The 22177-nt window shown below is 60.6% G+C and carries 19 protein-coding genes and 1 tRNA gene; 8 read left to right on the top strand and 12 right to left on the bottom strand.

Annotated elements, in window-relative coordinates; genetic code table 11:
- Positions 1 to 14: 14 nt before the first annotated feature.
- From GS605_RS00910 to GS605_RS00930, 5 genes are all read left to right on the top strand, one after another.
- Positions 15 to 3227 (top strand): reductive dehalogenase, encoded by a 3213-nt coding sequence (locus GS605_RS00910; protein WP_171722792.1) that lies wholly within the window; start codon positions 15 to 17, stop codon positions 3225 to 3227.
- 125 nt (positions 3228 to 3352) lie between these two features.
- The gene (locus tag GS605_RS00915; RefSeq protein WP_171634219.1) at positions 3353 to 4219 is read left to right on the top strand and encodes a xanthine dehydrogenase family protein subunit M; all 867 of its coding nucleotides are present in this window, start codon (positions 3353 to 3355) and stop codon (positions 4217 to 4219) included.
- Positions 4216 to 4695: a (2Fe-2S)-binding protein gene (locus tag GS605_RS00920; RefSeq protein WP_152458906.1), complete on the top strand. Its 480-nt coding sequence runs from the start codon at positions 4216 to 4218 to the stop codon at positions 4693 to 4695. The genes GS605_RS00915 and GS605_RS00920 overlap by 4 nt, the downstream gene beginning before the upstream one ends.
- The gene (locus tag GS605_RS00925; protein ID WP_171722793.1) at positions 4695 to 6950 is read left to right on the top strand and encodes a xanthine dehydrogenase family protein molybdopterin-binding subunit; all 2256 of its coding nucleotides are present in this window, start codon (positions 4695 to 4697) and stop codon (positions 6948 to 6950) included. The genes GS605_RS00920 and GS605_RS00925 overlap by 1 nt, the downstream gene beginning before the upstream one ends.
- The gene (locus GS605_RS00930) at positions 6943 to 7188 is read left to right on the top strand and encodes a MoaD/ThiS family protein (RefSeq protein WP_152458904.1); all 246 of its coding nucleotides are present in this window, start codon (positions 6943 to 6945) and stop codon (positions 7186 to 7188) included. Before GS605_RS00925 ends, GS605_RS00930 begins: the two co-directional genes overlap by 8 nt.
- On the opposite strand, the gene GS605_RS00935 is transcribed toward GS605_RS00930, so the two are convergent.
- Complete coding sequence (locus GS605_RS00935) at positions 7185 to 7889, bottom strand: DUF374 domain-containing protein (protein ID WP_171722794.1); 705 nt, start codon at positions 7887 to 7889, stop codon at positions 7185 to 7187. The genes GS605_RS00930 and GS605_RS00935 overlap by 4 nt on opposite strands.
- A 141-nt stretch (positions 7890 to 8030) precedes the next feature.
- On the opposite strand from GS605_RS00935, the gene GS605_RS00940 reads away from it, so the two are divergent.
- Positions 8031 to 8106 (top strand) — tRNA-Trp (locus GS605_RS00940).
- Positions 8107 to 8533: 427 nt separating this feature from the next.
- On the opposite strand, the gene GS605_RS00945 is transcribed toward GS605_RS00940, so the two are convergent.
- On the bottom strand, positions 8534 to 9301 hold the full coding sequence (locus tag GS605_RS00945) for an alpha/beta fold hydrolase (RefSeq protein WP_171634209.1): 768 nt from the start codon (positions 9299 to 9301) through the stop codon (positions 8534 to 8536).
- Between the two features lie 378 nt (positions 9302 to 9679).
- Here GS605_RS00945 and lptF point away from each other — a divergent pair, with 378 nt between their 5' ends.
- Positions 9680 to 10819: an LPS export ABC transporter permease LptF gene (gene lptF / locus GS605_RS00950; RefSeq protein ID WP_171722795.1), complete on the top strand. Its 1140-nt coding sequence runs from the start codon at positions 9680 to 9682 to the stop codon at positions 10817 to 10819.
- Between the two features lie 3 nt (positions 10820 to 10822).
- Here lptF and GS605_RS00955 read toward each other — a convergent pair whose 3' ends face one another.
- Complete coding sequence (locus GS605_RS00955) at positions 10823 to 11656, bottom strand: LysR family transcriptional regulator (RefSeq protein ID WP_171722796.1); 834 nt, start codon at positions 11654 to 11656, stop codon at positions 10823 to 10825.
- Between the two features lie 101 nt (positions 11657 to 11757).
- Between GS605_RS00955 and GS605_RS00960 the strand changes: the two genes are divergently transcribed.
- Positions 11758 to 12360 (top strand): HD domain-containing protein, encoded by a 603-nt coding sequence (locus tag GS605_RS00960; RefSeq protein WP_152458899.1) that lies wholly within the window; start codon positions 11758 to 11760, stop codon positions 12358 to 12360.
- 39 nt (positions 12361 to 12399) lie between these two features.
- Here GS605_RS00960 and speB read toward each other — a convergent pair whose 3' ends face one another.
- The 9 genes from speB to GS605_RS01005 all read right to left on the bottom strand — a co-directional run bounded on the left by speB (position 12400) and on the right by GS605_RS01005 (position 22091).
- A complete protein-coding gene (speB, locus tag GS605_RS00965; RefSeq protein WP_171722797.1) occupies positions 12400 to 13242 on the bottom strand; it encodes an agmatinase in 843 nt (280 codons plus the stop codon).
- Positions 13239 to 14408, bottom strand: coding sequence for a carboxynorspermidine decarboxylase (gene nspC, locus GS605_RS00970; RefSeq protein ID WP_171722798.1), 1170 nt, complete (start codon positions 14406 to 14408; stop codon positions 13239 to 13241). The genes speB and nspC overlap by 4 nt, the downstream gene beginning before the upstream one ends.
- A gap of 106 nt (positions 14409 to 14514) precedes the next feature.
- Entirely contained in the window at positions 14515 to 15738 is a 1224-nt protein-coding gene (locus GS605_RS00975) for a saccharopine dehydrogenase family protein (RefSeq protein ID WP_171722799.1), read from the bottom strand.
- 25 nt (positions 15739 to 15763) lie between these two features.
- Positions 15764 to 17653 carry a biosynthetic arginine decarboxylase gene (gene speA, locus GS605_RS00980; protein WP_171722800.1) on the bottom strand — a complete coding sequence of 630 codons (1890 nt, stop codon included), beginning with the start codon at positions 17651 to 17653 and terminating at the stop codon, positions 15764 to 15766.
- A gap of 101 nt (positions 17654 to 17754) precedes the next feature.
- Positions 17755 to 18840: a DUF1513 domain-containing protein gene (locus tag GS605_RS00985; RefSeq protein ID WP_171722801.1), complete on the bottom strand. Its 1086-nt coding sequence runs from the start codon at positions 18838 to 18840 to the stop codon at positions 17755 to 17757.
- Positions 18841 to 18843: 3 nt separating this feature from the next.
- Positions 18844 to 19854, bottom strand: coding sequence for an imelysin family protein (locus tag GS605_RS00990; RefSeq protein WP_171722802.1), 1011 nt, complete (start codon positions 19852 to 19854; stop codon positions 18844 to 18846).
- A 3-nt stretch (positions 19855 to 19857) separates the two neighbouring features.
- Positions 19858 to 21405 carry a di-heme oxidoredictase family protein gene (locus GS605_RS00995; protein ID WP_171722803.1) on the bottom strand — a complete coding sequence of 516 codons (1548 nt, stop codon included), beginning with the start codon at positions 21403 to 21405 and terminating at the stop codon, positions 19858 to 19860.
- A complete protein-coding gene (bfr, locus tag GS605_RS01000) occupies positions 21365 to 21850 on the bottom strand; it encodes a bacterioferritin (protein WP_170346155.1) in 486 nt (161 codons plus the stop codon). The genes GS605_RS00995 and bfr overlap by 41 nt, the downstream gene beginning before the upstream one ends.
- A complete protein-coding gene (locus tag GS605_RS01005; RefSeq protein WP_171722804.1) occupies positions 21798 to 22091 on the bottom strand; it encodes a bacterioferritin-associated ferredoxin in 294 nt (97 codons plus the stop codon). Before GS605_RS01005 ends, bfr begins: the two co-directional genes overlap by 53 nt.
- Positions 22092 to 22177: the final 86 nt, after the last annotated feature.

Here is a 22177-nt window from a genome sequence, read left to right on the forward strand (position 1 = left end):
ACAGGAGGCGCATAATGGGATTCCGCTTTTTCTCGGACAAGAACCGGCCCGTTCACATGGGGCGATACCCGTTGGAGCGTTTGACCCGACAAGATACCATGCCGGATTTGTCGCGCGTGCCCGCCATGGGCGAACTGAGTTTCCTCCGGCCGGAACGGCCCTACAGCATCGTCAACGCCATGGGCGAGTTTCAGGCGATGCTGGACGCGATCCGCGACGGGTTGGTGAACCCGATTGCATCCGAGATCCCCTCAGATCCGCAGGAGCGCGCCAACCATCTGAAGGCATTTGGGTATTTCAACGACGCATCGATGATGGGCTGTGGGCCGTTGCCGTCGGATGCACTGCTGGAGGAACCACGCCGCAACCCCGATATCGACCGGCTTGCCCACGCATTGCGCACGCGCCAGACCAAAACGCTGGCCTCTGGGATCGATCTCATCATGGCCGATCTGAAAGACAGTATGGAGGCCGCGCCCAAGCCGATTGACGACCACCGTCACGCCATCGTCTTTCTTTACGAACACAACCGCGACCCTGACCCTTCCGAACCCGGTGCGGACTGGATCATCGACGCGCAGGATCATCGTGCCTGCCTGCTGGCAACCGAGAATGCCGTGGTCATCGCCAACTATATCCGACTGCTGGGTTTTGACGCCCGCGCGCACAGCATGATGTCGTCCGAAGTTGATCTGGGCAAGCTGGCCATGGCCGCCGGTCTGGCCTCGGTCGAGGGCGACCAGCTGGTTGCGCCTTGGCTGGGCACCCGGTTTGGCCTTGCTGCCGTGACGACCGAGATGCCCATCGCGCATGACCGGCCGCTGAGGCCCATGCCGCAACAGCCGTGGTTTCGGACCCAAGGTCCGGCATGGTGGCTGGGCACGGGATTTGCCAAGAACGCCCTCAACCGTGACCCATATGCCAAACGACGCTATGTGGACGGGGCCCATCCCTTCGAAAAGCTCAAACGGGTCGAGGCTCCGACAACCTATATCGACGAAGAGAATGTGGCCCGCGTTCCCAAGCGCGCCGACATGTTCGCCCGCGCCCAGTTCGGCGACATGGGCAAGTCATTGCAGGACGCCGCGAAAGGCGGGTACTACGTGCGCAAGGCCGCGCCCAGCTTTGCCCAGCGTCGCGCGCTGGGTGCATTCGTTCTGTTGCAGGATGGTGAAAGCGCCGAGGTCGCCGGACCCACCGATGCCGAGCGCAATGCGGCGAACATCAAGGCGGCGACCTATTTCCTTGGGGTCGATGCGGTGGGCCTCAGCCGCTGCCCGGAATGGGCGTGGTATTCTCATGACGCCACGGGCGAAGAAATCGTGCCGCCGCATGATCAGGCCATCAGCATGATCATCGATCAGGGCTATGAAACGATGGAAGGTGCCAGCGGTGACGACTGGATCAGCGTCGCCCAATCCATGCGCGCCTATCTGCGCTTTTCGCTGCTGGGCGGCGTGATTGCCCAACAGATCCGCAACCTGGGCTACAAGGCCAAGGCGCATACGGTGATGGATGGCGAGGTGCTGCAACCGCCGCTTTTGCTGCTTTCGGGGTTGGGAGAGGTCAGCCGGATCGGAGAAGTGATCCTGAACCCCTATCTGGGCCCGCGTCTGAAATCAGGCGTGGTGACGACCGACATGCCGATGACGCATGACAAACCCATCGATTTCGGCCTGCAAACCTTTTGCGAATCCTGCAACAAATGCGCCCGCGAATGTCCCTCGGGCGCGATCACCGCCGGACCGAAGCTGATGTTCAACGGTTACGAAATCTGGAAATCCGACAGCCAGAAATGCGCCACGTACCGTGTGGCGACCCCGGGCGGCGCGATGTGCGGGCGCTGCATGAAGACCTGCCCGTGGAACCTCGAAGGCCTCTTCGCTGAACGCCCGTTCCGCTGGGCTGCGATGAACATCCCCACCGCCGCGCCCGCGCTGGCCAGGCTGGACGATGCGGTCGGCAATGGCGGGCTGAACGACACCAAGAAATGGTGGTGGGATATCGAGTTGCAGCCCGACGGCGCCTATCGCCCTACGACGCACTTGTTGAACCGGCGCGATCTGCAAAAGGATCTGGACCTGAAATACGAGGATCAGACCCTAGCCGTCTATCCCGCTTATCTGGCTCCGCACCCATGGCCCTATCCCTTTGCAATGGACCGAGAGGCCGGGATTGCAGCCTATGAGGCCATGGTGACGGCTGACGAGTACAAGGCCCGCAAGGCAGGCGGGGACATGTCGATCATCCATCGCTATCAGATCGCTGGTGATGCGCCTGTGATGCGGGTCGCCGTGACCAAGGTTGAAAAGATGACGGCGGATGTCACGAAATACGAATTTGCATCGCTGGACGGTGCGCCCCTGCCGGGATGGACAGCGGGCGCACATCTGGACGTTCTGGTCGCGCCGGAATTCCTGCGGCAATATTCCATGTCCGGCGACCCGTCGGATCGTACGAAATATCAGATCGGAGTGCTGCGCGAGGATGACGGGCGCGGCGGGTCCGCGCTGTTGCATCGCATCTTCTCCGAGGGCCGAAAGGTTTTCGTGTCCAATCCGATCAACCACTTTGAATTGGATGAAAGGGCCACCAGAACATTCCTCATGGGTGGCGGCATCGGAATCACCCCGATGATCGCATTTGCCCATCGTCTGCATGCGCTGGGCCGCGAGTTCGAATTACACTATTCGGCCAGCACACGGGGCGGGGCGGGGTATCTGGATGATCTGGCCGCCATGCCCTGGGCGGATCGCGTTCATTACCATTTCTCGGATGAAGGCACCCGCGCCGACCTGAATGTAATTCTGTCCGGCTACCGGCATGGATGGCATGTCTATACCTGCGGGCCGGATCGTTACATGGACGGCGTGGTTCAGGCGGCCGAGCAGCAGGGCTTTCCCGAAGAGGCGCGTCACCTGGAATATTTCTCGGTTCCTGAAACGCCTGAATATGAAAACCACGCGTTTGAGCTCAAGCTTGCGCGTTCGGGCCGGACACTGCCCGTGCCCGCAGACAAGGACGCCGCACAAATTCTGAACGAAGCCGGTATTCATGTGGATGTGAAATGCGCAGACGGCATCTGCGGCGTCTGTAAATGCGGTGTCATTTCGGGCGAGGTCGAGCATCGGGATTTCGTTTTGTCCCGCAAACAGCGCGAAGGCGCCATGATCCTGTGCCAAAGCCGCGCGGCGGAACCTGATGGGGTGATCGAGATCGATCTCTGAACCCTGTCCAAAAGCGACATTTGGAAGTTGAATTTTGATCGCTCGGCCCATGGACGCCGGACGAGGGGTGAATTAACGTCGCCGCGAACCCAGATATTCCTGACCAACAGGTACGAGGTAGCTTCATGGATTATCACAGCCCTGCCAGCTTTGCCGAAGCTTCGGCTCTGGCCGCGAACGCGACGGGCATCACACGTTTTCTGGCGGGCGGTACGGATGTACTTGTGCAACTGCGCTCGGAACTGGTGACGCCCGATACGCTGATCGACATCAAGAAGATCGACGGCGTGCGTGACATCACCCGCAATGCCGACGGCAGTTGGACGATCGGCGTGGCCGTCACCGGCGCCGAGATGAGCGAGCACCCCGAGCTTGGCCGCGACTGGCCCGGTGTGGTCGAGGCGATGGACCTGATCGGTTCAACTCAGGTTCAGGGCCGCGCGACGCTGACGGGCAATCTGTGCAATGGCTCACCTGCGGCTGATTCCGTGCCCGCCATGGTGGCCGCAGGCGTGACCGTCACCGTAACCGGCCCCGATGGCACGCGTGACGTTGCGGTCGAGGACATCCCGACCGGGCCCGGCAAGACCTCGCTGGCGAAGGGCGAGTTGATCTCGGCCGTCAACATCCCTGCCCGAGGCAAGAATGGGGGCGACGCCTATCTGCGGTTCATCCCCCGTACCGAAATGGACATTGCGGTGGTGGGCGTAGGTGTGAACCTCCGTCTGGACGGTGAAGTCATCACCGAGGCGCGCGTGTCGCTGGGTGCCGTGGCACCGACCGTTCTGTTGGTTGAAGACTGTGCCAACGCGATCATCGGCAGCACTTTGGACGATGCCGCCCTTGACGCACTGGCCGCGGCCGCGTCCGCCGCCTGCAATCCGATCGACGACAAACGAGGTACGATCGCATTCCGTACCGAAGTCGCCGGCGTTCTGGCCAAACGTGCCGCAAAGATCGCCTATGCCCGCGCGAAGGGAGAAAACGCATGAGCAAGCTCCACGTATCCACCACCGTGAACGGGGACGCAGTCGAATACCTGTGCGACCCGCGCGAAACCCTGCTGGACTGTCTGCGCGACAAACTGAACCTGACCGGCGCCAAAGAGGGCTGCGGCACCGGTGATTGCGGCGCGTGTTCGGTCACCGTCGATGGCCGCCTTGTGTGCTCGTGCCTGATGCTGGGTGTCGAGGCCGAAGGCAAGCAGATCGAAACCGTCGAAGGGATTGCGGATGGTGACATCCTGCACCCGTTGCAGAAGAAGATGATCGAATACGCCGCGCTGCAATGCGGCATCTGCACCCCGGGCATTCTGGTGGCGGCGAAGTCGCTGCTGGAGAAGAACCCCAATCCGACCGAGGAAGAAACGCGCTATTGGCTAGCGGGCAACCTATGCCGCTGCACCGGTTACGACAAGATCATTCGCGCCGTGATGGACACGGCGGCTGAGATGCGGGAGGCGTCATAATGGCTCTGGACGATCGCAAAACTGACTTCACCTTCGTTGGCACCCGCCCCGATCGCCCTGACGGTCTGGACAAGGTGACGGGCCGGGCCAAGTTCGGTGCGGATATCTCGGCCCCCGGCATGTTGCACGGCGCGATTCTGCGCTCACCCCATGCCCATGCCCGGATCGTCAGGATTGATACCTCGAAAGCCGAGGCATTGAAGGACGTCAAAGCCGTCGTGACCCGCGCCGATTTCGCCGATGTCCCGTTCAAGCCCGGGCTTGAAGGCGAATTCTGGAATGTGCTGGAAAATGTCATGGCGGGGGAAAAGGCGCTCTATGACGGGCACGCGGTAGCTGCGGTGGCGGCCACATCTGCCTTGGCGGCACGTGATGCGCTGAAACTGATCGAGGTCGAATACGAGGTGCTGCCGCACGTCACCGATGTGGACAAAGCGATGGCCCCGGATGCGCCGGTGATCCGGGAAGGTGCTGCGGATTATTCGGTGCCGGAAGGGATGCACCCGAACGTCGTGCGTTATCACGAAAGCGGTCACGGTGACGTCGAGGCGGGCTTTGCCGAGGCCGATCTGGTTATCGAAGACAGCTTTGTCACCGAGGCGACCCATCAGGGCTATATCGAACCGCATGCCTGCCTGGGCATGTTGGGCAATGACGGCAAGGGCGAGTTGTGGTGCACAACCCAAGGTCACTGGATCGCGCAAAAGACCTGTGCGGCGCTGCTGGGAATCGAAACCTCTCAGCTGCGCGTCACGGCGTCTGAAATCGGCGGCGGTTTTGGCGGCAAGACCACGGTGTTCATCGAACCCGTCGCGCTGGCGCTCAGCCGCAAGGCCAACCGTCCGGTCAAGATCGTGATGACCAGGTCCGAAGTTTTTCGTGCCACCGGGCCGACCTCTTCGGCGTCGATGGACGTGAAGATCGGCATGAAGAAAGACGGCACGATCACGGCGGCGCAGGGTGTCTTCCGCCTGCAAGGCGGGGCCTTCCCCGGCGCCCCGGGCGATATGACGGCCATGTGTGCCTTTGCGCCCTACAACCTGACCAACGTCAAGCAGATCGGTTACGATGTGATGTCGAACCGTCCGAAACAGGCCGCGTACCGCGCGCCGGGCGCTCCGATGGGCGCCTTCGCCGTTGAATCCGTCCTTGATGAGCTCTGCAACAAGCTGGGCCTTGATCCTATTGATGTGCGTCTGAAAAATGCCGCGCATGAGGGCACGAAGGCCAGCTATGGCCCGACCTACGAACGCATCGGTCTGGTGGAAACGCTTGAGGCTGCCAAGGCGCATCCCCATTACGCGGCACCGCTGAAGCCGGGTCAGGGGCGCGGGGTTTCCTGCGGTTTCTGGTTCAACCACGGGGGCGAGACCAGCGTCTCATTGGCACTGTCCGAGGATGGTTCGGCGCAGTTGATGGTCGGCACACCCGACATCGGCGGGTCGCGCGCATCCATGGCCTTGATGGCGGCCGAGGTTCTGGGCATTCCGTATGAAAACATCCGCGTGACCATCGCCGACACGGCGACGCTGGGTTACAACGACGTGAGCCATGGTTCGCGCGTGACCTACGCGTCGGGCCTCGCGACGATCAAGGCCGCAAGACACGCGGTCGAGAAACTGTGCGAACGTGCGGCGGCCAAGTGGGGCATCCCGGTCGATGCGGTGAAATGGGAAGACGGCTGCGCGGTGCCCTCGGGGCCTAATGCGGGGGATTTCGACCCGATGCCTTTGGCCGACATCACGGCGGATATGGGATCGACCGGAGGCCCGATTTCGGGCCATTTCGAAGCAACCCCCGAAGGCGCGGGCGTATCCTTTGGCACCCATATCGTCGATGCCGAGGTCGACCCGGAAACCGGCAAGACATCGATCACCCGGTACACGGTCATTCAGGACGCCGGCAAGGCGATCCACCCGACTTATGTGGAAGGGCAGTTTCAGGGTGGCGCCGCACAGGGCATCGGCTGGGCACTGAACGAGGAATACATCTATGGCGAAGATGGCCGGTTGCAGAACTCGATCTTTCTTGACTACCGGATTCCCGTTGCCAGTGACCTGCCGATGATTGACACGGTGATCGTCGAAGTGCCCAACCCGGGCCACCCGTTCGGGGTGCGCGGCGTGGGCGAGACGGGCATTGTGCCGCCCCTGGCCGCCATTGCCAATGCGGTGTCCAATGCGGCGGGTGTTCGGATGAAGCAACTGCCGATGTCTCCGCCGCGCATTCTGGCGGCCCTGAAAGAAAATGGTTGAGGTCCACCTTTGGTCCGGCCTCCGGTCACTGACCGGGGGCCAGCAAGTGGTTGAGGTCGAGGCCAAAACCACCGGAGAGCTATTACGGGCTTTGGTCCGTGCCCACCCACAGTTGCAGGCCCCCATTGATGCAGGGGTCTCCATCGCGATCGACGGGCGCGTCATAGCCACCGGGCTTACCGAGCCGATTCCCGAAGGCAGTGAAGTCTATCTGATGCAACGTCTCAGGGGCGGTTAGGCGTCAGGTGACCAGGGCTCGCGCCCGACCATCCGGTCAGCTTCTGCCGTGATGTCGTTCATGTGCTGCTCCAGGCTCAGGCGCAGGGTCTCGATTTCCTCTTCGCTGGCCTTGCGGGGCACTGTTTCAGTCCATTCCCGGCACAGAAACACGCCTTCATTTCGCCAGGGGCGGGGCATCAGAAGGTGATCCCAGGTTCCCGCTTCGCGACCATGTTTCGTGGAAAAGGTGATACCGAATACGCGCTTGCCCGAGGTGCGCGCCCATACCAACGGAACCGTCGACAGAACCCGTTCGGGCCCGCGCGGACCATCTGCCGCGATCCCAATAGAGATACCCTGCTTCATCTTGCCCAGAACCTGACGTGACAAGGCGACGTGGCGTGTGTTGCTGGCCATGGCGATCGTGTCCATGCCAAACAGCTTTTGTACTCGGCCCACCATGCTGCCCGCCCGGGCAGAGGAGGTGATCGAACAGATGCGCCCCTTGTCCAGCGGGAAGAAATAGGGCGACTGCGCCAGCCGTTGATGCCACAGCACGACGATGACCGGCTCACCTTGTTCGGCCAGCTGATCCAGTTCTTCGTATCCGATGCGCTGCCAGCGTGTGTTGCGGTTGACCAATCGAATGTAAGTGGCGATCCGGCGGGCCACCCAGTTCAGCACGGCTTCGCTGTCTGCGATCTTCTTGCGGAGGTTCACACGGGGTTCCTTTTGCTGACCGGACCTTGTCTTAGCGCACTGCACATTTTGCGCAACTTGTTTGTCGGCTCAGATAGTGGCGTGGAATTCGAAAAAGCCTCTTGAGTCCGCCGCGCGGCTGTCATATCTGGGGCTCACCATAGGGGTATAGCTCAGTTGGTAGAGCGACGGTCTCCAAAACCGTAGGTCGCGGGTTCGAACCCTGCTGCCCCTGCCATCCGCATTAAAACACCATTCGGCAATCGTGCCTGGCGCGTTTCCAGCGCGCGCGGCTTTCGGCTATGGCCGGGGCGGACCGGCAATAAGAACGCATGCAGGCTTTGTGAGCCGCAGTGCAGCCAAACCCTATATGCCATCTAAAAATACCGGCCCAGAGTGTGAACAGCGTCACTGACTGACATCGGGAAGTCTGGTTATCTGAGGATGTCAAAGAGTTGGCGTTCAGGTTCTGCACAGAACGCAGGTTTTCAGTTTCTCCCTTGTGACTGGGGCGCGCTTGTGGTCGAGCGCGCCCTTTCCGTTTCTGGTCAGCAACCCATAGTGACGATATCAGAACGTGCAGAGAATCCGTCCAAAGACGGTACTTGAGCAGAACCTGCAAAATCGGGCTTTGCACCATAGAAAGGTGTTGGGCGACCGGTCAGTCAGGCCAGCAGCGCCAGATCCCCGATATTTGTCTTGTGCCGGGTCGGCATCGTTTTTGCCGGATGGCCGTCGATCGTCAGGGCGAGGTCCTCATAAAACCCGCCGCTGTCGAACCACCAGCGATGCGACTTCATCATCTTGCGCTGCCCTTTGGGGACGTCTCGTTGATATTGGTGGTCACAGAAAATATCCCAATGACCTTTCGAGGTCAGCTTCGGCATCCCGACACGACCAGCGCGACGCCGACCGCCGTGAACAATCCCACCGGCCAGGGCCAGCACCTTGTCTTTCCGGCTATAGTAATTGGTGAATCGCTTGCACCGTTTTTTCAGGACCAGATCGCCCCATGCGCCCTTTTCCAGCCATTCTGAATCGATGTCCGCTGACGCAAACATGACCTGATCCGCCGACCATATCTTGTTGCCTGGCCCGGCCGAATCCCCGAAGTCCGAGAAAGCGCGCAGTACCACCAACGCCCCCATGGAATGCGCGATCAGATGCACCTTGGGGCGTGGCGACATCCCCAACAGCGGCAAGATCCCGTCCCCCACCAGATGCGGCGCCACCGCCTTGGCATCGGAGCGGTCCGAGTCGTAGGTGTGCACCGATCCGTCGCTGGGCCAGTCAAAGGCAACGACCGCGCCCTGATACCCGTTGCCCCTGAGATTGGTTTCTATTTTCCCCAGCCGGTCCAGCATGTCCTTCTGGCTGGTGTTGAACCCGTGAACATAGATCAGGACGGCCGAATCCCCGCCCTCCTGTCGCACGAGATCCAGCCATTTGGTTTTTTTGATAATACTACCCTTACGAATTTTTCCACCAGGGCTTTGCTGGGTGATGTGAACATACCTGGTCTTTGCCGCCGGCTTAAACGTGAACTTTTTCTTCGGGGCGTTATAAGTGCGGCGTGAAAAAAACAGTGCCAAGTCGAAAACTCCCTTCTGAACAATTCCTGAATTGTGCCACGAACTGCCATTTTCACAAAGGGTTGGCCTTTAACCTCTTCGGGGCCAAATCGGCGTCGTTGGGAGAATGCGGGAATGCGCCAAGGTTGCATACCGGGGCATCCTGACGTCCAATGCCTGTTTCCTCTGCCGGCTTAATGCCCTAGTGTCCGCTGCAAACGAACACACGCACGAGGCCCCATGTCGCGTTTTGATGGATATTTCCTGCGGCAATTGCTGATTCTGTTTGGCTTTTTCACCCTGGTGCTTGTCGGTGTGTTCTGGATCACCCGGTCTGTCAGCCTGTTTGACAGGGTCATCAGCGGTGGGCAGTCGGCGATGGTCTTTCTGGAATTCACCGCGCTGACTTTGCCGACCCTGATCCGCACGGTCATGCCCATGGCGGTGTTTGCCGCCGCCGTCTATGCCACAAATCGCCTGAGCCGCGAAAGCGAACTGACGGTTATGCTGGCCACCGGATCCAGCCCTTGGCGGCTTGCCCGGGCGGTGCTGCTGTTCGGTGTGATTACCGGGGTGATGATGGCGATCATCAGCGTGTTCCTGCGCCCGGCCTCGGTTGAACAGCTGGAAATCCGGCAGGCTGAAGTGGCCGGAGATGTGACGGCTCAACTGTTGAACGAAGGCGAATTTCTGCACCCCGCCGAAGGTGTCACGGTTTACATAGGCAGGATTGATCTGGACGGCACACTTCATGAAGTCTTCGTGTCTGATCGCCGCGATCCTGAAAACGCGGTCAGCTATTCAAGCGTAACGGCCTATCTGGTCAACAATGATGCTGGCATTCACCTTGTGATGGTTGATGGGGTTGCATTGCGCCTGAACAAGGAAGGCAAGGTGTTGTCATCGACCCTGTTCCAGGACGCGTCCTACGACATCTCGGAACTGACGAATACAAATCCGATGGCCCGGCGCAGCCTCGAAGCCATTCCAACCGCCGACCTGATCCGCAACCGGGATGAGGTTTCAGCCACGGAGGGGTTCAGCCAAGGCAAACTGATCGAAGAGCTGCACCAGCGGTTCTCGTGGATTGCGATTTGCATCGCCGTGGCGCTGGCCGGGTATTCAACCCTGATGCTGGGCAGCTTTTCCCGGTTTGGATTGTGGCCTCAGATATTGGGCGCCTTCACCATTCTTGTGCTGCTTGAAGGTGTGCGCGGGTTTGTTTCCCCGGTGGTGATCGATGACCCGGAGCTTTGGTTTCTGCTGTACCTTCCCGCAATCATAGGGGTGCTGATCTCGGGCCTTTTCCTGCTTGTTGCTGGTCGGCCGCTTGTGCGAAAACGGCAGCGCGATCCCCAGATCATGCCGACACCGGCCTGAGTTCTAGCCGCGAAGATCCACCAAACAGCTGTGAATGTCGTCAAATTCCTCGCGATCACCGCGGGTGACCAGATACATGGGCAGCGGCAAGCTGATACTGTCCTCGACCCGCTCCAGAGCACCCGAGGCCAGATGTTCGGAAATGACGTAATCGGGGAAATAGCCGTTTCCGCCTCGGTGCAGAACATATCGCAGCGCCATCATGCAATTGCCAAGAAACACTGTCTGACCCGACGCCCGTCGCGCAGCCGATCTGACATGGTCCTGATAGACCTCGCCCAGTTCAAGGTTGACGAAGATCATGTCATCGTCCGTGCCGTCAGCCTGTGGCGTCCGGACCAGGGACAATAGCTCGGGTTCAAGCGCGTACCATGTGACACGCCGGTCCGCCGGCTTTTCATGTGTGATCGCCGCGTCCAGCACATGGGTTGCCACCGCTTCGACCATGTTCAGGTCGTGGTCATAGTTCAGCGTCAACAGCAATTTGCCAAAGCGCTGTTCAAACCGAACCGCCAGGTCCACCAGCAACGGATCCCAGATGCTGAGCTGGCCGCCCAACCGCAGTGCCGGGCGGTTCTGTGCCTGTCCCGGCAGGTCGCGCGATGCAAAGCCCCAAAGGGACAACATCTGTTCCGCATAGGGTTTGAACTGCCGGCCGAACTCGGTCAGCGCCGTTCCTCCGGCACCGCGCGTGAACAGCGCCCTGCCGGTTTCCTCCTCGATCAGGCGAATACGCGCGCTGACAGCGGTCTGCGTCACATTCAACTTGCGAGCGGCGGCATGAAAGCCACCGGCTTCGGCCACGCAGAGAAAAGTTTCCAGAGCTTTGAATTGCATGTCGAAAGTATTTTTTGATCATTGCGATAAAATCAATTCATTTTTTTGAAGGGTGGTTTCGAACTACGCTTTCGCTCAGGACACATGCCAAAGGATCAGCCATGCTGGACAAAAGCCACAAACCCACCTGGACCAGTTTCGAAACAGCCACCAAGGCCGACTGGGACGCCGTGATGGAGTATGAAGAGGCGTATAATGCGGCCCTGCCAGACCGTATCCTCGATGCCATCCGCTCGTTGGACGAAGAATGGACGCCCTATCCGGTCAACCGTTACCAGCACAGCCTGCAAGCCGCGACCCGTGCTTACGAGGACGGTGCGGATGAGGAACTGGTGGTGGCGGCGTTGATCCATGATACCGGCGATATTCTGTCGCCCTACAATCACGGAGAGCTGTCAGCGGCGATGATGAAGCCTTACGTCAGCGAAAAGACGTATTGGATTCTCAAGCATCATTGTGTGTTTCAGGGGTACTACTACAACCACCATCTGGGCGGCGACCGCAACGCGCGCGACAAATATCGCGACAGTCCTTATTGGGAAGATTGTCGCTATTTCTGCCATGAATATGATCAGAAGGCGTTTGACCCGAATTATCCGACCAAGCCGCTGGAGTTCTTCGAACCTATGCTGCGCCGCGTCCTGAACAGGGGCGAAGGCCATATGGAGTTGAACGAAACCGCCGATGACGGCAAAACCGGCTAGGAACCGGATCAGGCGGGCCAGCCCGGCCCGCCTGTCTGATCAGCAGCTCGCCATCAGGCGATAGACGATCTGAGCCGCGGTGAAATCCCAGGCGGCATTGCCGTCGGGGGCCAGTTCGACCACGTCGAAGCCGACGCATTTACGACCCTTCAACGCATGTTCCACCAGGCGAAGCGCCTGATAGTATCCCAGCCCGCCCGGAACAGGCGTGCCGGTCGCGGGCATCTGCGCCGGGTCCAGCCCATCAACGTCAAAGCTGACATAGACCAGTTCGGGGAAATCCTCGGGCAGGTCGACGGCATGGATGTTGCCGGTCACCAGCTCTTCGGCATCCACGTGGAAGACGAGGTTCCTCAGGCGGCTTTTGGCTTCCTCGGTGGAAAAGGCGCGCACGCCGAACTGGGCCAGTGGGATACCTTCCTCGGCCAGCAGATGCATCACCGAGGCATGCGAGTGTTTTTCGCCCTGATAGGCGTTGCGCAGATCGGCATGGGCGTCGATCTGCACGATACCGACGGGCTGGCCCAGGGCGCGGGTCACACCCATGACCGCGCCATAGCTGAGCGAGTGTTCACCGCCCAGCGTGACCGGCACCTTGCCGGCACGGACGGCGGCCTCGGTGTGCTGGGCGAGGCGCTCCATGACGTCCGGCAGCGGGCCGGCGCAATCCAGTGGGGCTTCGGTAAAGATGCCTTCGACGCAGGGTTCCGCGTGACCCGTGATGCGTTCGAGTTCATTGCTGGCCTCGATGATCGCTTCGGGGCCTTTGGCGGTGCCAGACCCGTATGAGACCGTGCGCTCCAGCGGCACCGGGATCACACGGAACCGGGCGTCTTCGCTGCGTTCGGCCTCGGTCAGTTCGCTGTCGAGGAAAATGCTCATGAAAGTCTGTCCTTAAAGTCGTCATAGCCGAATTCCCTGATGATCTTCAGGTCATCGGTTTCGCTGTTCCACAGGGCGATGGTGGGCAGGGGCACGCCGTTGAACGTGTTGGTCTTGACCATCGAGTAATGCGCCTGATCGAGGAAGGCAAAGCGCTGCCCGATCCGCAGCGGCTCGGCCCAAGTGTAGTCGCCGATCACGTCGCCCGCCAGGCACGAGGGGCCGCCGAGGCGGTAGGTGTGGCCAGCTTCGGCCTCGTCCATCAGGGCGGGCCGATAAGGGGCCTCGATCACGTCGGGCATGTGGCAGGTGGCCGAGATATCGGTGATGGCGAGGTTCATGCCATTGGTGGGCAGGTCAAGGATTTCTCCGACCAGAATGCCTGCGTCCAGGGCGACGGCCTCACCGGGTTCGAGGTAGACGTCGACACCATATGCCTCGCGTATGGTTTTGATGAAGGCGACCAGCCCGTCGCGATCATAGTCGTCGCGGGTGATGTGATGGCCACCGCCGAAGTTCAACCATTTGAGCTGACCCATGAAGGGGGCGAGTTTGGGTTCCACGGCGGTCCACGTGCGTTGCAGCGGCTCGAACCCCTGTTCGCAGAGCGTGTGCATGTGCAGCCCGTCCACGCCCTCCAGCGCCTTGGCGTCCAGCTGGCTGACCGGGGTGCCGAGGCGTGAACACGGTGCGCAGGGGTCGTATTTCGCAACCTCGCCTTCGGAGTGTTCAGGGTTGATGCGCAGCCCGACCTGCCGCCCCGCGGCCTGTGCCTTGGCAAGAAAGCGGTCTTTCTGCCCGGGGCTGTTGAAGATGATGTGGTCCGACAGGGCAAGGATTTCGTCGATGTCGGAATCCTTGTAGCCCGCGCAGAATGTGGCGACCTCGCCGCCATATTCCTCGCGGCCCAGCCGGGCCTCGTAGATGCCGCTGGCGCAGGTGCCGCCGAGATACTGTCGCACCAGAGGGGCCAGCGCGAACATCGAAAAGGCCTTGAGCGCCGACAGGACATGCGCGCCAGAGCGCTCACCGATATCGGCCAGAACCTCCAGATTTCGCTCTACCGCCTTTTCGTCGACGACGAAACAGGGTGACGGCACGCGTGTCAGGTCGAAGTGGCGGAAGGCTCCGGCGTCTCCGGCCTGTGTGGTCATCATGTCGGACATGTCGGGCGTCTCCGATTGTGAAAAGCCCGGGGGGCCTGCCCCCCGGACCCCCGGGGATATTTTTAGCCAGATGAAGCAGGGCGGTCGCGCGGACCGCCCCGAGGGATCAGAAGTCGACGGGGCCGTCGAGTTCGTGGACCTGCCAGGGAAGGCCGTGGGTGTTGAGCATGTCCATGAAGTCATCCGGGTCGAGCTGTTCCATGTTCCAAACGCCCGGTTCGCGCCAGTTACCTTTCAGCACCTGTGCTGCTCCGATCATCGCGGGGACGCCGGTCGTATAGCTGACCGCTTGTGATCCGACCTCGGCATAGCATTCTTCGTGGTCGCAGATGTTGTAGATGTAATAGGTCTTTTCGCCCGATCCGTCCTTGGCCTGACCCGTGGCGATGTCGCCGATGCAGGCCTTGCCCTTGGTTTCGGCGCCCAGATCGCCGGGATCGGGCAGCAGGGTTTTCAGGAACTGGATCGGGATGATTTCCTTGCCGTCATGCATCACCGGGTCGATGCGGGTCATGCCGACATTTTCCAGAACTTTGGCGTGAGTGATGTAAGCGTCACCGAATGTCATCCAGAAGCGGGCGCGTTCGATCTCGGGGAAGTGGGTGCTGAGCGACTCCAGTTCCTCGTGATACATCAGATACATATTCTTGGGGCCGATGGCGGGGAAGTCGAACTCGACCTTGTGGGTCATGGCGGGGGAGTGTTTCCACTCGCCACCTTCCCAGTGGCGCACTTCGGCCAGCACTTCGCGCAGGTTGATCTCGGGGTTGAAGTTGGTGGCGAATTCTTGGTCGTTGCTGCCGCCATTGGCGTCGAGCACGTCGATCTGGCGGATCGTGTCCAGCTTGTGTTTCTTGAGCCACTTGGCGAAGACGGATGTCACGCCCGGATCGAAACCCGAGCCGAGGATGGCGGTCAGGCCAGCCTGTTTGAACTTGTCCTGATAGGCCCATTGCCAGTGATATTCGAACTTGGCCTCATCCTCGGGCTCGTAGTTCGCAGTGTCGAGATAGTGGCACCCGGCCTCGAGGCAGGCGTCCATCAACACCAGGTCCTGATAGGGCAGGGCCAGGTTCACCAGGATCTCGGCACCGGTTTCCTTGATCAGCTTCACCGTGTCCTCGACCTTGTAGGCGTCAAGCTCGGCGGTGGCGATGTCAACGCCCACGCGCTCTTTCACCGATTTGGCGATGGCGTCGCATTTCGACTTGGTCCGGCTGGCCAGTGTGATTTCGGTGAAGATGTCCGAATTCATCGCCATCTTGTGCACGGCGGCGTGGGATACGCCGCCCGCGCCGACAACCAGTGTTTTGCCACTAAGTGAACCCATGGGGGTAATCTCCTCTCACAGGGGGTTATTCGTAATAGGTGTAGCCGTTGATCGAGTCGCGATAAGCGCTCATCAGGGTTTTGCGGTCCTTGGCTTTCAGAGTACCGGTCGAGATCGCCTCGTCCACCATTTTGCGGAAGGCGGCGACGCAGTCGGTGGGGTCGAATTCGACATAGGACAGCACCTGACTGATCGTGTCGCCCTCTTGTTCGTGCAGCAGGTCGAACCCTCCGTCAGCGCGCAGGTCGATGGTGACGACGTTGGTGTCGCCGAACAGGTTATGCAGATCGCCCAGCGTTTCCTGGTAGGCGCCGACGAAAAAGACGCCCATGAAATATTCATCATCTTCCGGCAGGGTATGCACCGGCAGACTGGGTGAAACACCGTCGGCCAGGATGAACCGGTCGATCTTGCCGTCGCTGTCGCAAGTGATGTCGGACAGGACTGCCCGGCGGTCGGGTGTCTGGTTCAGGCCCTGCAAGGGCACGATGGGATGCAGCTGGTCAATGGCCCAGACGTCCGGCAAGGACTGAAACAGAGAAAAGTTGCAGTGGTAGATATCGGCCACTTTCTCAAGCTGGTCGTCCACGTCGGTTTCCAGATCGTCACTGGCCGCCAGCGCCTTGAGGCGGGCCATCAGCGACAGGTAGATCCGTTCGGCCCGGGCCATCTGGCGCAGGTCTACATATCCACGGCGGAACAGGGCGCGCAATTCGTTGCGATAGAAGGTGGCGTCGTTCCAGCATTCCTGAAGACGGTCTTTGCTGAGATAGCCGTGCACCGCGGCAAGGTCTGAAACCATGTGGTGATCGTCGGCTTCAACCTCGGGGCCGTTGGGCGCATCATAGAGCGTGCTTTCCAGCACGTTGAACACCAGCATCGACGACGTCGCCACCACCGCGCGGCCGCTTTCGGTAACCAGCGTCGGGTGGTCCACCTCGGCCTCGTCCATGGCATAGGCCACGGTTTCCACCACATTAGCGCAATATTCCTCGACCGTGTAGTTGATCGAGTTTTCAGCCGCCTTCTTTTCACCGGTATAGTCCACCCCCATACCACCGCCGAGGTCCAGATGGGTCAGCGGCACGCCCTCGCGCGTCAGTTCGGTGTAATAGCGGCAGGCCTCGCCCACCGCGCGGCGCACGTCGTTGACGTCCTGCACCTGAGAGCCCAGATGCGAATGCTGCAACTTCAGGCAATGCAGAAGGCCCGCGTCGCGCAGCTTGTCCACCGTGGCCACCAGTTGATCGGTGTTCATACCAAAGGCGGACCGGTCGCCCGAGCTTTCTTCCCATTTGCCGCTGATCTGGTTGGTCAGCTTGACCCGCACGCCAATCAGGGGTTCAATGCCCAGCTCTTTGTATACTTCGATCACCGTGTCAGCCTCTTTCGGGCTTTCAAGAACGATCACCGTGTTGAACCCGATCTTGCGGGACAGGATGGCCAGCTGGATGAATTCGGCATCCTTGACGCCGTTGCAGACGATCAGCGCCTCGCTGGCCAGCCGATGTGCCAGTGCGATCACCAGTTCGGGTTTGGACCCGGCCTCGAGCCCATAGTTGTACTTCTTGCCGAATTCGACGATCCGGTCGACGACCTGGGCCTGCTGGTTCACCTTGATCGGGAACACACCGCGATAGCTGCCTCTGTAGCCGACGCGGGCGATGGCTTCGCGGAAGCTTTCGTTCAGATGCGCGATCTCGTGTTCCAGATAGGAAGAGACGCGCAGAACCATCGGGGCCTTGATGCCTCGGTCGTTCAGATCGCTGAGAATACCTGGCAGGCTGATCGCGCCAACATCGGGAGCCAAGGGATTGCGCAGACCTATCTCGCCCTGCTCCGTCACCTCGATGAGGCCTTTGCCCCATTTCTCAACTCCGTAGATCGAATGCGGTGCGTCGGGCGTCTGTTTCAATCAAGTCGGTCCTTAACGTTGGGGTGCCAGTTTCGCGCCCGGCAATACGGCAGCTGTTTGATTCTTCCAAGTCTAAACTATGTGACGGAAAAATCCGAATTTCATGCCGGTGGGCTGATCGGGACCAGATGGTTGTCCCACTGGCACTTCGCGCGGGTCCGGATCTCGGGGTGCGCAGTGGTCAACGCGCCGAACACACCGGTTCCGGTGGTGAAAACCAAATCGTTTGGGCCGGAACCAAGCCCGCAGACATCCTCAAGCTCGAACGCATCGCTGAATGTGCCACTGGCCACGTCGAACCGCTGCAACGCATTGCCGCGTGGACAGGTGATGGCAACGGTTGTGCCATCCGCCGAAAACGCGATGCTGCCCGCATAACCTTGCAGCGTGCTCTGATCCTGCACCGGCGCAGACAGAAGGTACGGGGTTTCCCCCTGACGGTGCAGGCCCAGCAAGGGCGGATGTTCGGCTTTGCTGCCCTGCCACTGCATCGCAAAGCCCACCAGCCCGTCGCGACGGACCGCCAGATGGCGGATCGAGTTCTTGTGAAGCGAAGGCGACAGCGACACCTGTTCCTGAACCAGGCCCGTTAGGGAAAGGTAGGTCAGGTTGGGCTTCATCGTCGGCAGGTTCAGCTTCGTGCGCCCGGTTTCGGGATGAGTTTCGATACCGCCATTGGCAATCACAAGCGTTTTCCCACCCGGCATCAACCGCATGTCATGCGGCCCGACGCCGCCGGACGGGAATTCGCCCAAGCGCGCAAAGGTTTCAGCGTTCCAGACGCCTATGATACCTTTTCCGGCCTCGTAATCGTTTTCGGTGGCAAAGAAAATCGCGCCGTCGGCTGAAAAAGTACCGTGACCATAGAAATGCCGGCCTTCCGGCGCCGTCAGCCGCGCGATCGGTGATCCCGTCACGCAATCAATCACCACGGCAAAGGTGCCCGGACGGCGCGCAAAGGCGACGGCCTGTGCTTTGACCGGATGTGCCGCCGCCGCATGCCCGCGCGCGGGCAGGGGCACGGAAAACAGAAGGGTTCCCTGTGCATCCAGACCGGCCAGTCGATACAAACCATCCGGAAACAGCGCTGCGGCCAGAAACTCCGGCGTGCCCACCGAGGCCCATCCATGGATCGGAGGAAGAGAGGTTGCAGCAAGCCCTGCAAGGAAACGGCGACGCGATGTCACGGATCAGTCTCCGTCCAGAGAATTGAAGCCTGCGCTGACGCCCAGCGTCGGGCCAAGTTCAGTCGAAGCAATTGCGCGAATATCGTGGATGGACTGTTGCAGGGCCTCGATACGGAACCGGGCCTGCGGATCCGCAACGCCGGCCAGCGCCGGGTCGTCAATGGGCTGGGCATTCTCAATGGCGCGCGCAAAAGCAGCATCCAGATCCGCGGCGATATCGGGATGATCAAAGGCCAATCGCGAGGCAAGATCACGAAGGGCCATCAGCGAAAGTTCGACATGGCGCAAGGATCGCTTCGACCGCCACGCTTCGGCGCGGTTCGGACGCGGGCGGTCGAACGTGCCCAACGGGCGACCAAGCCGAGTGTCGGCCGTGAATTCAAGACCCGTGGACAACGCCTTGAACAGTTCCTGCATCGCTTCGTCCTGCGTTCGGAAGCGGCCGTTCTCGCCGGGCCGGGTCAGGCTGGGGGCATAGCTTTGCCAGTCATCGGCCATCGCCTGCGCGTTGGCATCAATATCCGCCGCGATCGCCTGAATCAGCGCGCAGCGGTAATCCGCATTGCCCTGCTCTGCAAAGGCGGGATCGAACAGCATTCGTTCCAGCGCAAAAAACCCGCGCCCGGCTATGGATGTCTCGGCATAGGCTTCGGGGTCTTGCACGGCGTCATCCTCGGTTGCGATATGCTGGGACAGGGCTTTGGTGGTGAACCCTTTCGTGTCGGGCCAGAACGCCATGGCAAATGCACGATCATCGACCTCGGTCGGACCAAACCGCAGGTGACTGGCGGAAATCCAGCTGTCGAAGGCCGCATCATAAGCCGCGCGCAACGCAGGTGAGGTCGGATCGCAATCCACCCGCGATGCACTGACCAGAGCCCCGGTCGTTTCCGGCAGCTTGTCGAACCTGGGCAGTATATGTGTCTCGGCAACGTCCATCAGGATCGGTGCGCGGTCCTGAGCCTGTGCGGCAAGAGGCATCATCAACGCGGCAATAATCGTAAGAAAACGCATGGGTCAGAGGCTCTCCAGAAAACGGATCAGGGCGTCGCGGTCAGTTTTCGGCATCGACACAACCGCATCGCGCGCGGCCTGGGCTTCGCCGCCGTGCCACAGGATCGCCTCGAGCAGATTGCGTGCCCGCCCGTCATGCAGAAACTGCGTGTGGCCCGAGACGCGTTCGGTCAGACCTGTGCCCCACAAAGGCGGCGTCCGCCATTCGCGCCCCGTCGCGCGGGCCTCGGGGCGGTGATCCGCCAGACCTTCGCCCATGTCATGCAGCAGCAGATCGGTGTAAGGCCAGATCAGCTGAAAGCTGTGCTCGGGCCGATCTTCCAACCGGTGGGTGACATGGGCCGGAGTATGACACGATGCGCAGCCGGTCGTGTGAAACACCTCTTTGCCGCGCAAAACCTCGGGGTCGTCGACATCACGGCGGCCGGGCACGCCCAGATTGCGGCTGTAGAAATCCACCAGGTCCATGCCCTGCTGATCGATCTCGAACTCGCGGGTATCGGTGTCGCCATGCGGGGCCTCGACGCAGTTCACCTGCAAGTCCGTGCAGTCCCCCTGAGGTGCCGGGTAAAGCGGGCTTGAAATACCGATATCCCCGGCAAAGGCTGCGGCGGATTGCTCCATCACCGTCGGCATGCCTGCCTTGTGCCCGAACCGGCCCATCATCGGGGCGCCGTATTCAACAGACCAGACGATGTTCGGACGGCCCGAGATGCCATCCCCATCCACGTCGTCGGGATCAGCCTTGGCCAGAAGGTCTTCGACCGGGATCGCCTCGAGCAGGCCAAGCCCGATCATCTGTGGTGCGACCCGCGGGCTCAGCATTGCATCCGGGTGCAGCGGGCCATAGCCCAGATCAGCGGCCCTGTAAGTCGGGCGGCGCAGTGACGCGGTCTCGCCGTCAGAGAGTTCAACAGGGACTTCTTCGTAAGAGATATCCAGCCGATATTCCGCCGGATGCCCCGCAAGCGCGAAATCCTGCATCTGCCCGCCATAGTTGGGATCGGGCCGGGTGGCGATGTAATCTTCGATCTCGGCATACCCGTCTTCCGGCGCGCCGGGGATCGAGACCCGAAGGAACATCGAGACCGCGTTGTCATCGGGCCCGTTCGGTGTGTGCCCCCGCCCATCCTTTAAATGGCAACGCTGGCAGGATCGCGCGTTGTACAGCGGCCCCAACCCGTCAGAGGCCAATGTGGATGATGGTGACGACACCCAGATTTTCTTGAACAACCCGTTGCCGACCTTGAAATCCAGCTCCTGCTCGAAGCTCAGATTGCCCGAGGGTTGCGAGAACGCATCCGCGTCGTTGCGGACCCGGACAGTTGCCGCCCCGGCAGAGAGTTCTTCGAACGGCTGCGACACGCCAAAATCTTGCGGGGGTGCCGTCACGGCGGCAATGCGGGCGCGTTCCTCGTCGGTGCGGGGGGTGAATTTCAGATGCAGGTCCCGCAGCTCGGCTGCCAAGGAGGGGGTGGCCGCAAGGGCGGCCACTGACAGGGCAAAAAGACTATTCGCCTTCGTCCATTTTCGATGCGTTGAGTTGCGCATAATTGGCTTCGCCGATCCTTTCATACAGGTCGAGCTGCGTTTCGAGGAAGTCGATATGTCCCTCTTCATCGGACATCAACTGTTCGAACAGCGACATGGAGACAAAGTCGCCGGCCTCCCGACAATACTCGCGCGCTTCCTTGTAAAGTGCCCTGGCGTCGATCTCGGCCGCCAGGTCGCATTCCAGCGTTTCCTTCGGCGTCTGACCGATCCGCAACGGGTCCAGTTTCTGAAGGTTGGGGTGACCTTCCAAAAAGATGATCCGTTCGATCAGCTTGTCCGCGTGGCCCATCTCTTCGATGCTTTCCTCGCGGCTTTTCTTGGCCATATGGCCAAGGCCCCAGTCTTCTTGCAGGCGGTAATGCAGCCAGTATTGACTGACGGCAGTCAGCTCATGCCGCAGAGACTTGTTCAGATATTCGATGACCTTCGGATCGCCTTTCATCAGCCTTCTCCTGTGTTGCTCCGGCACGCAAAGTGCGGAGTTGCATGGGGACTTCCAGATTACCGCTGGCCCGCATTGTGTCTAGGAACAGCGGCATGCACCCGCCACAATCCGCCGATTTGCCAAGGGCATGGTAGATCTTGCCGGGGGTGATTATGGTCCGCGGATCCGCCGTGCGCATCCAATCGATGGCGGCACGGATGTCGTGATCGGATATGTTGGTGCAGTGGCAGACAATCATTGGTCTTGGCTCGTTTCGCCGCCCTGTCAGGCGATCAGTAAGGTTTGCAGGGGCCGGAAAGAAACCCTCTCCGGCCCGCTTGAAGA

Source organism: Ruegeria sp. HKCCD7559, assembly GCF_013110575.1.
Taxonomy (GTDB): Bacteria; Pseudomonadota; Alphaproteobacteria; order Rhodobacterales; family Rhodobacteraceae; genus Ruegeria.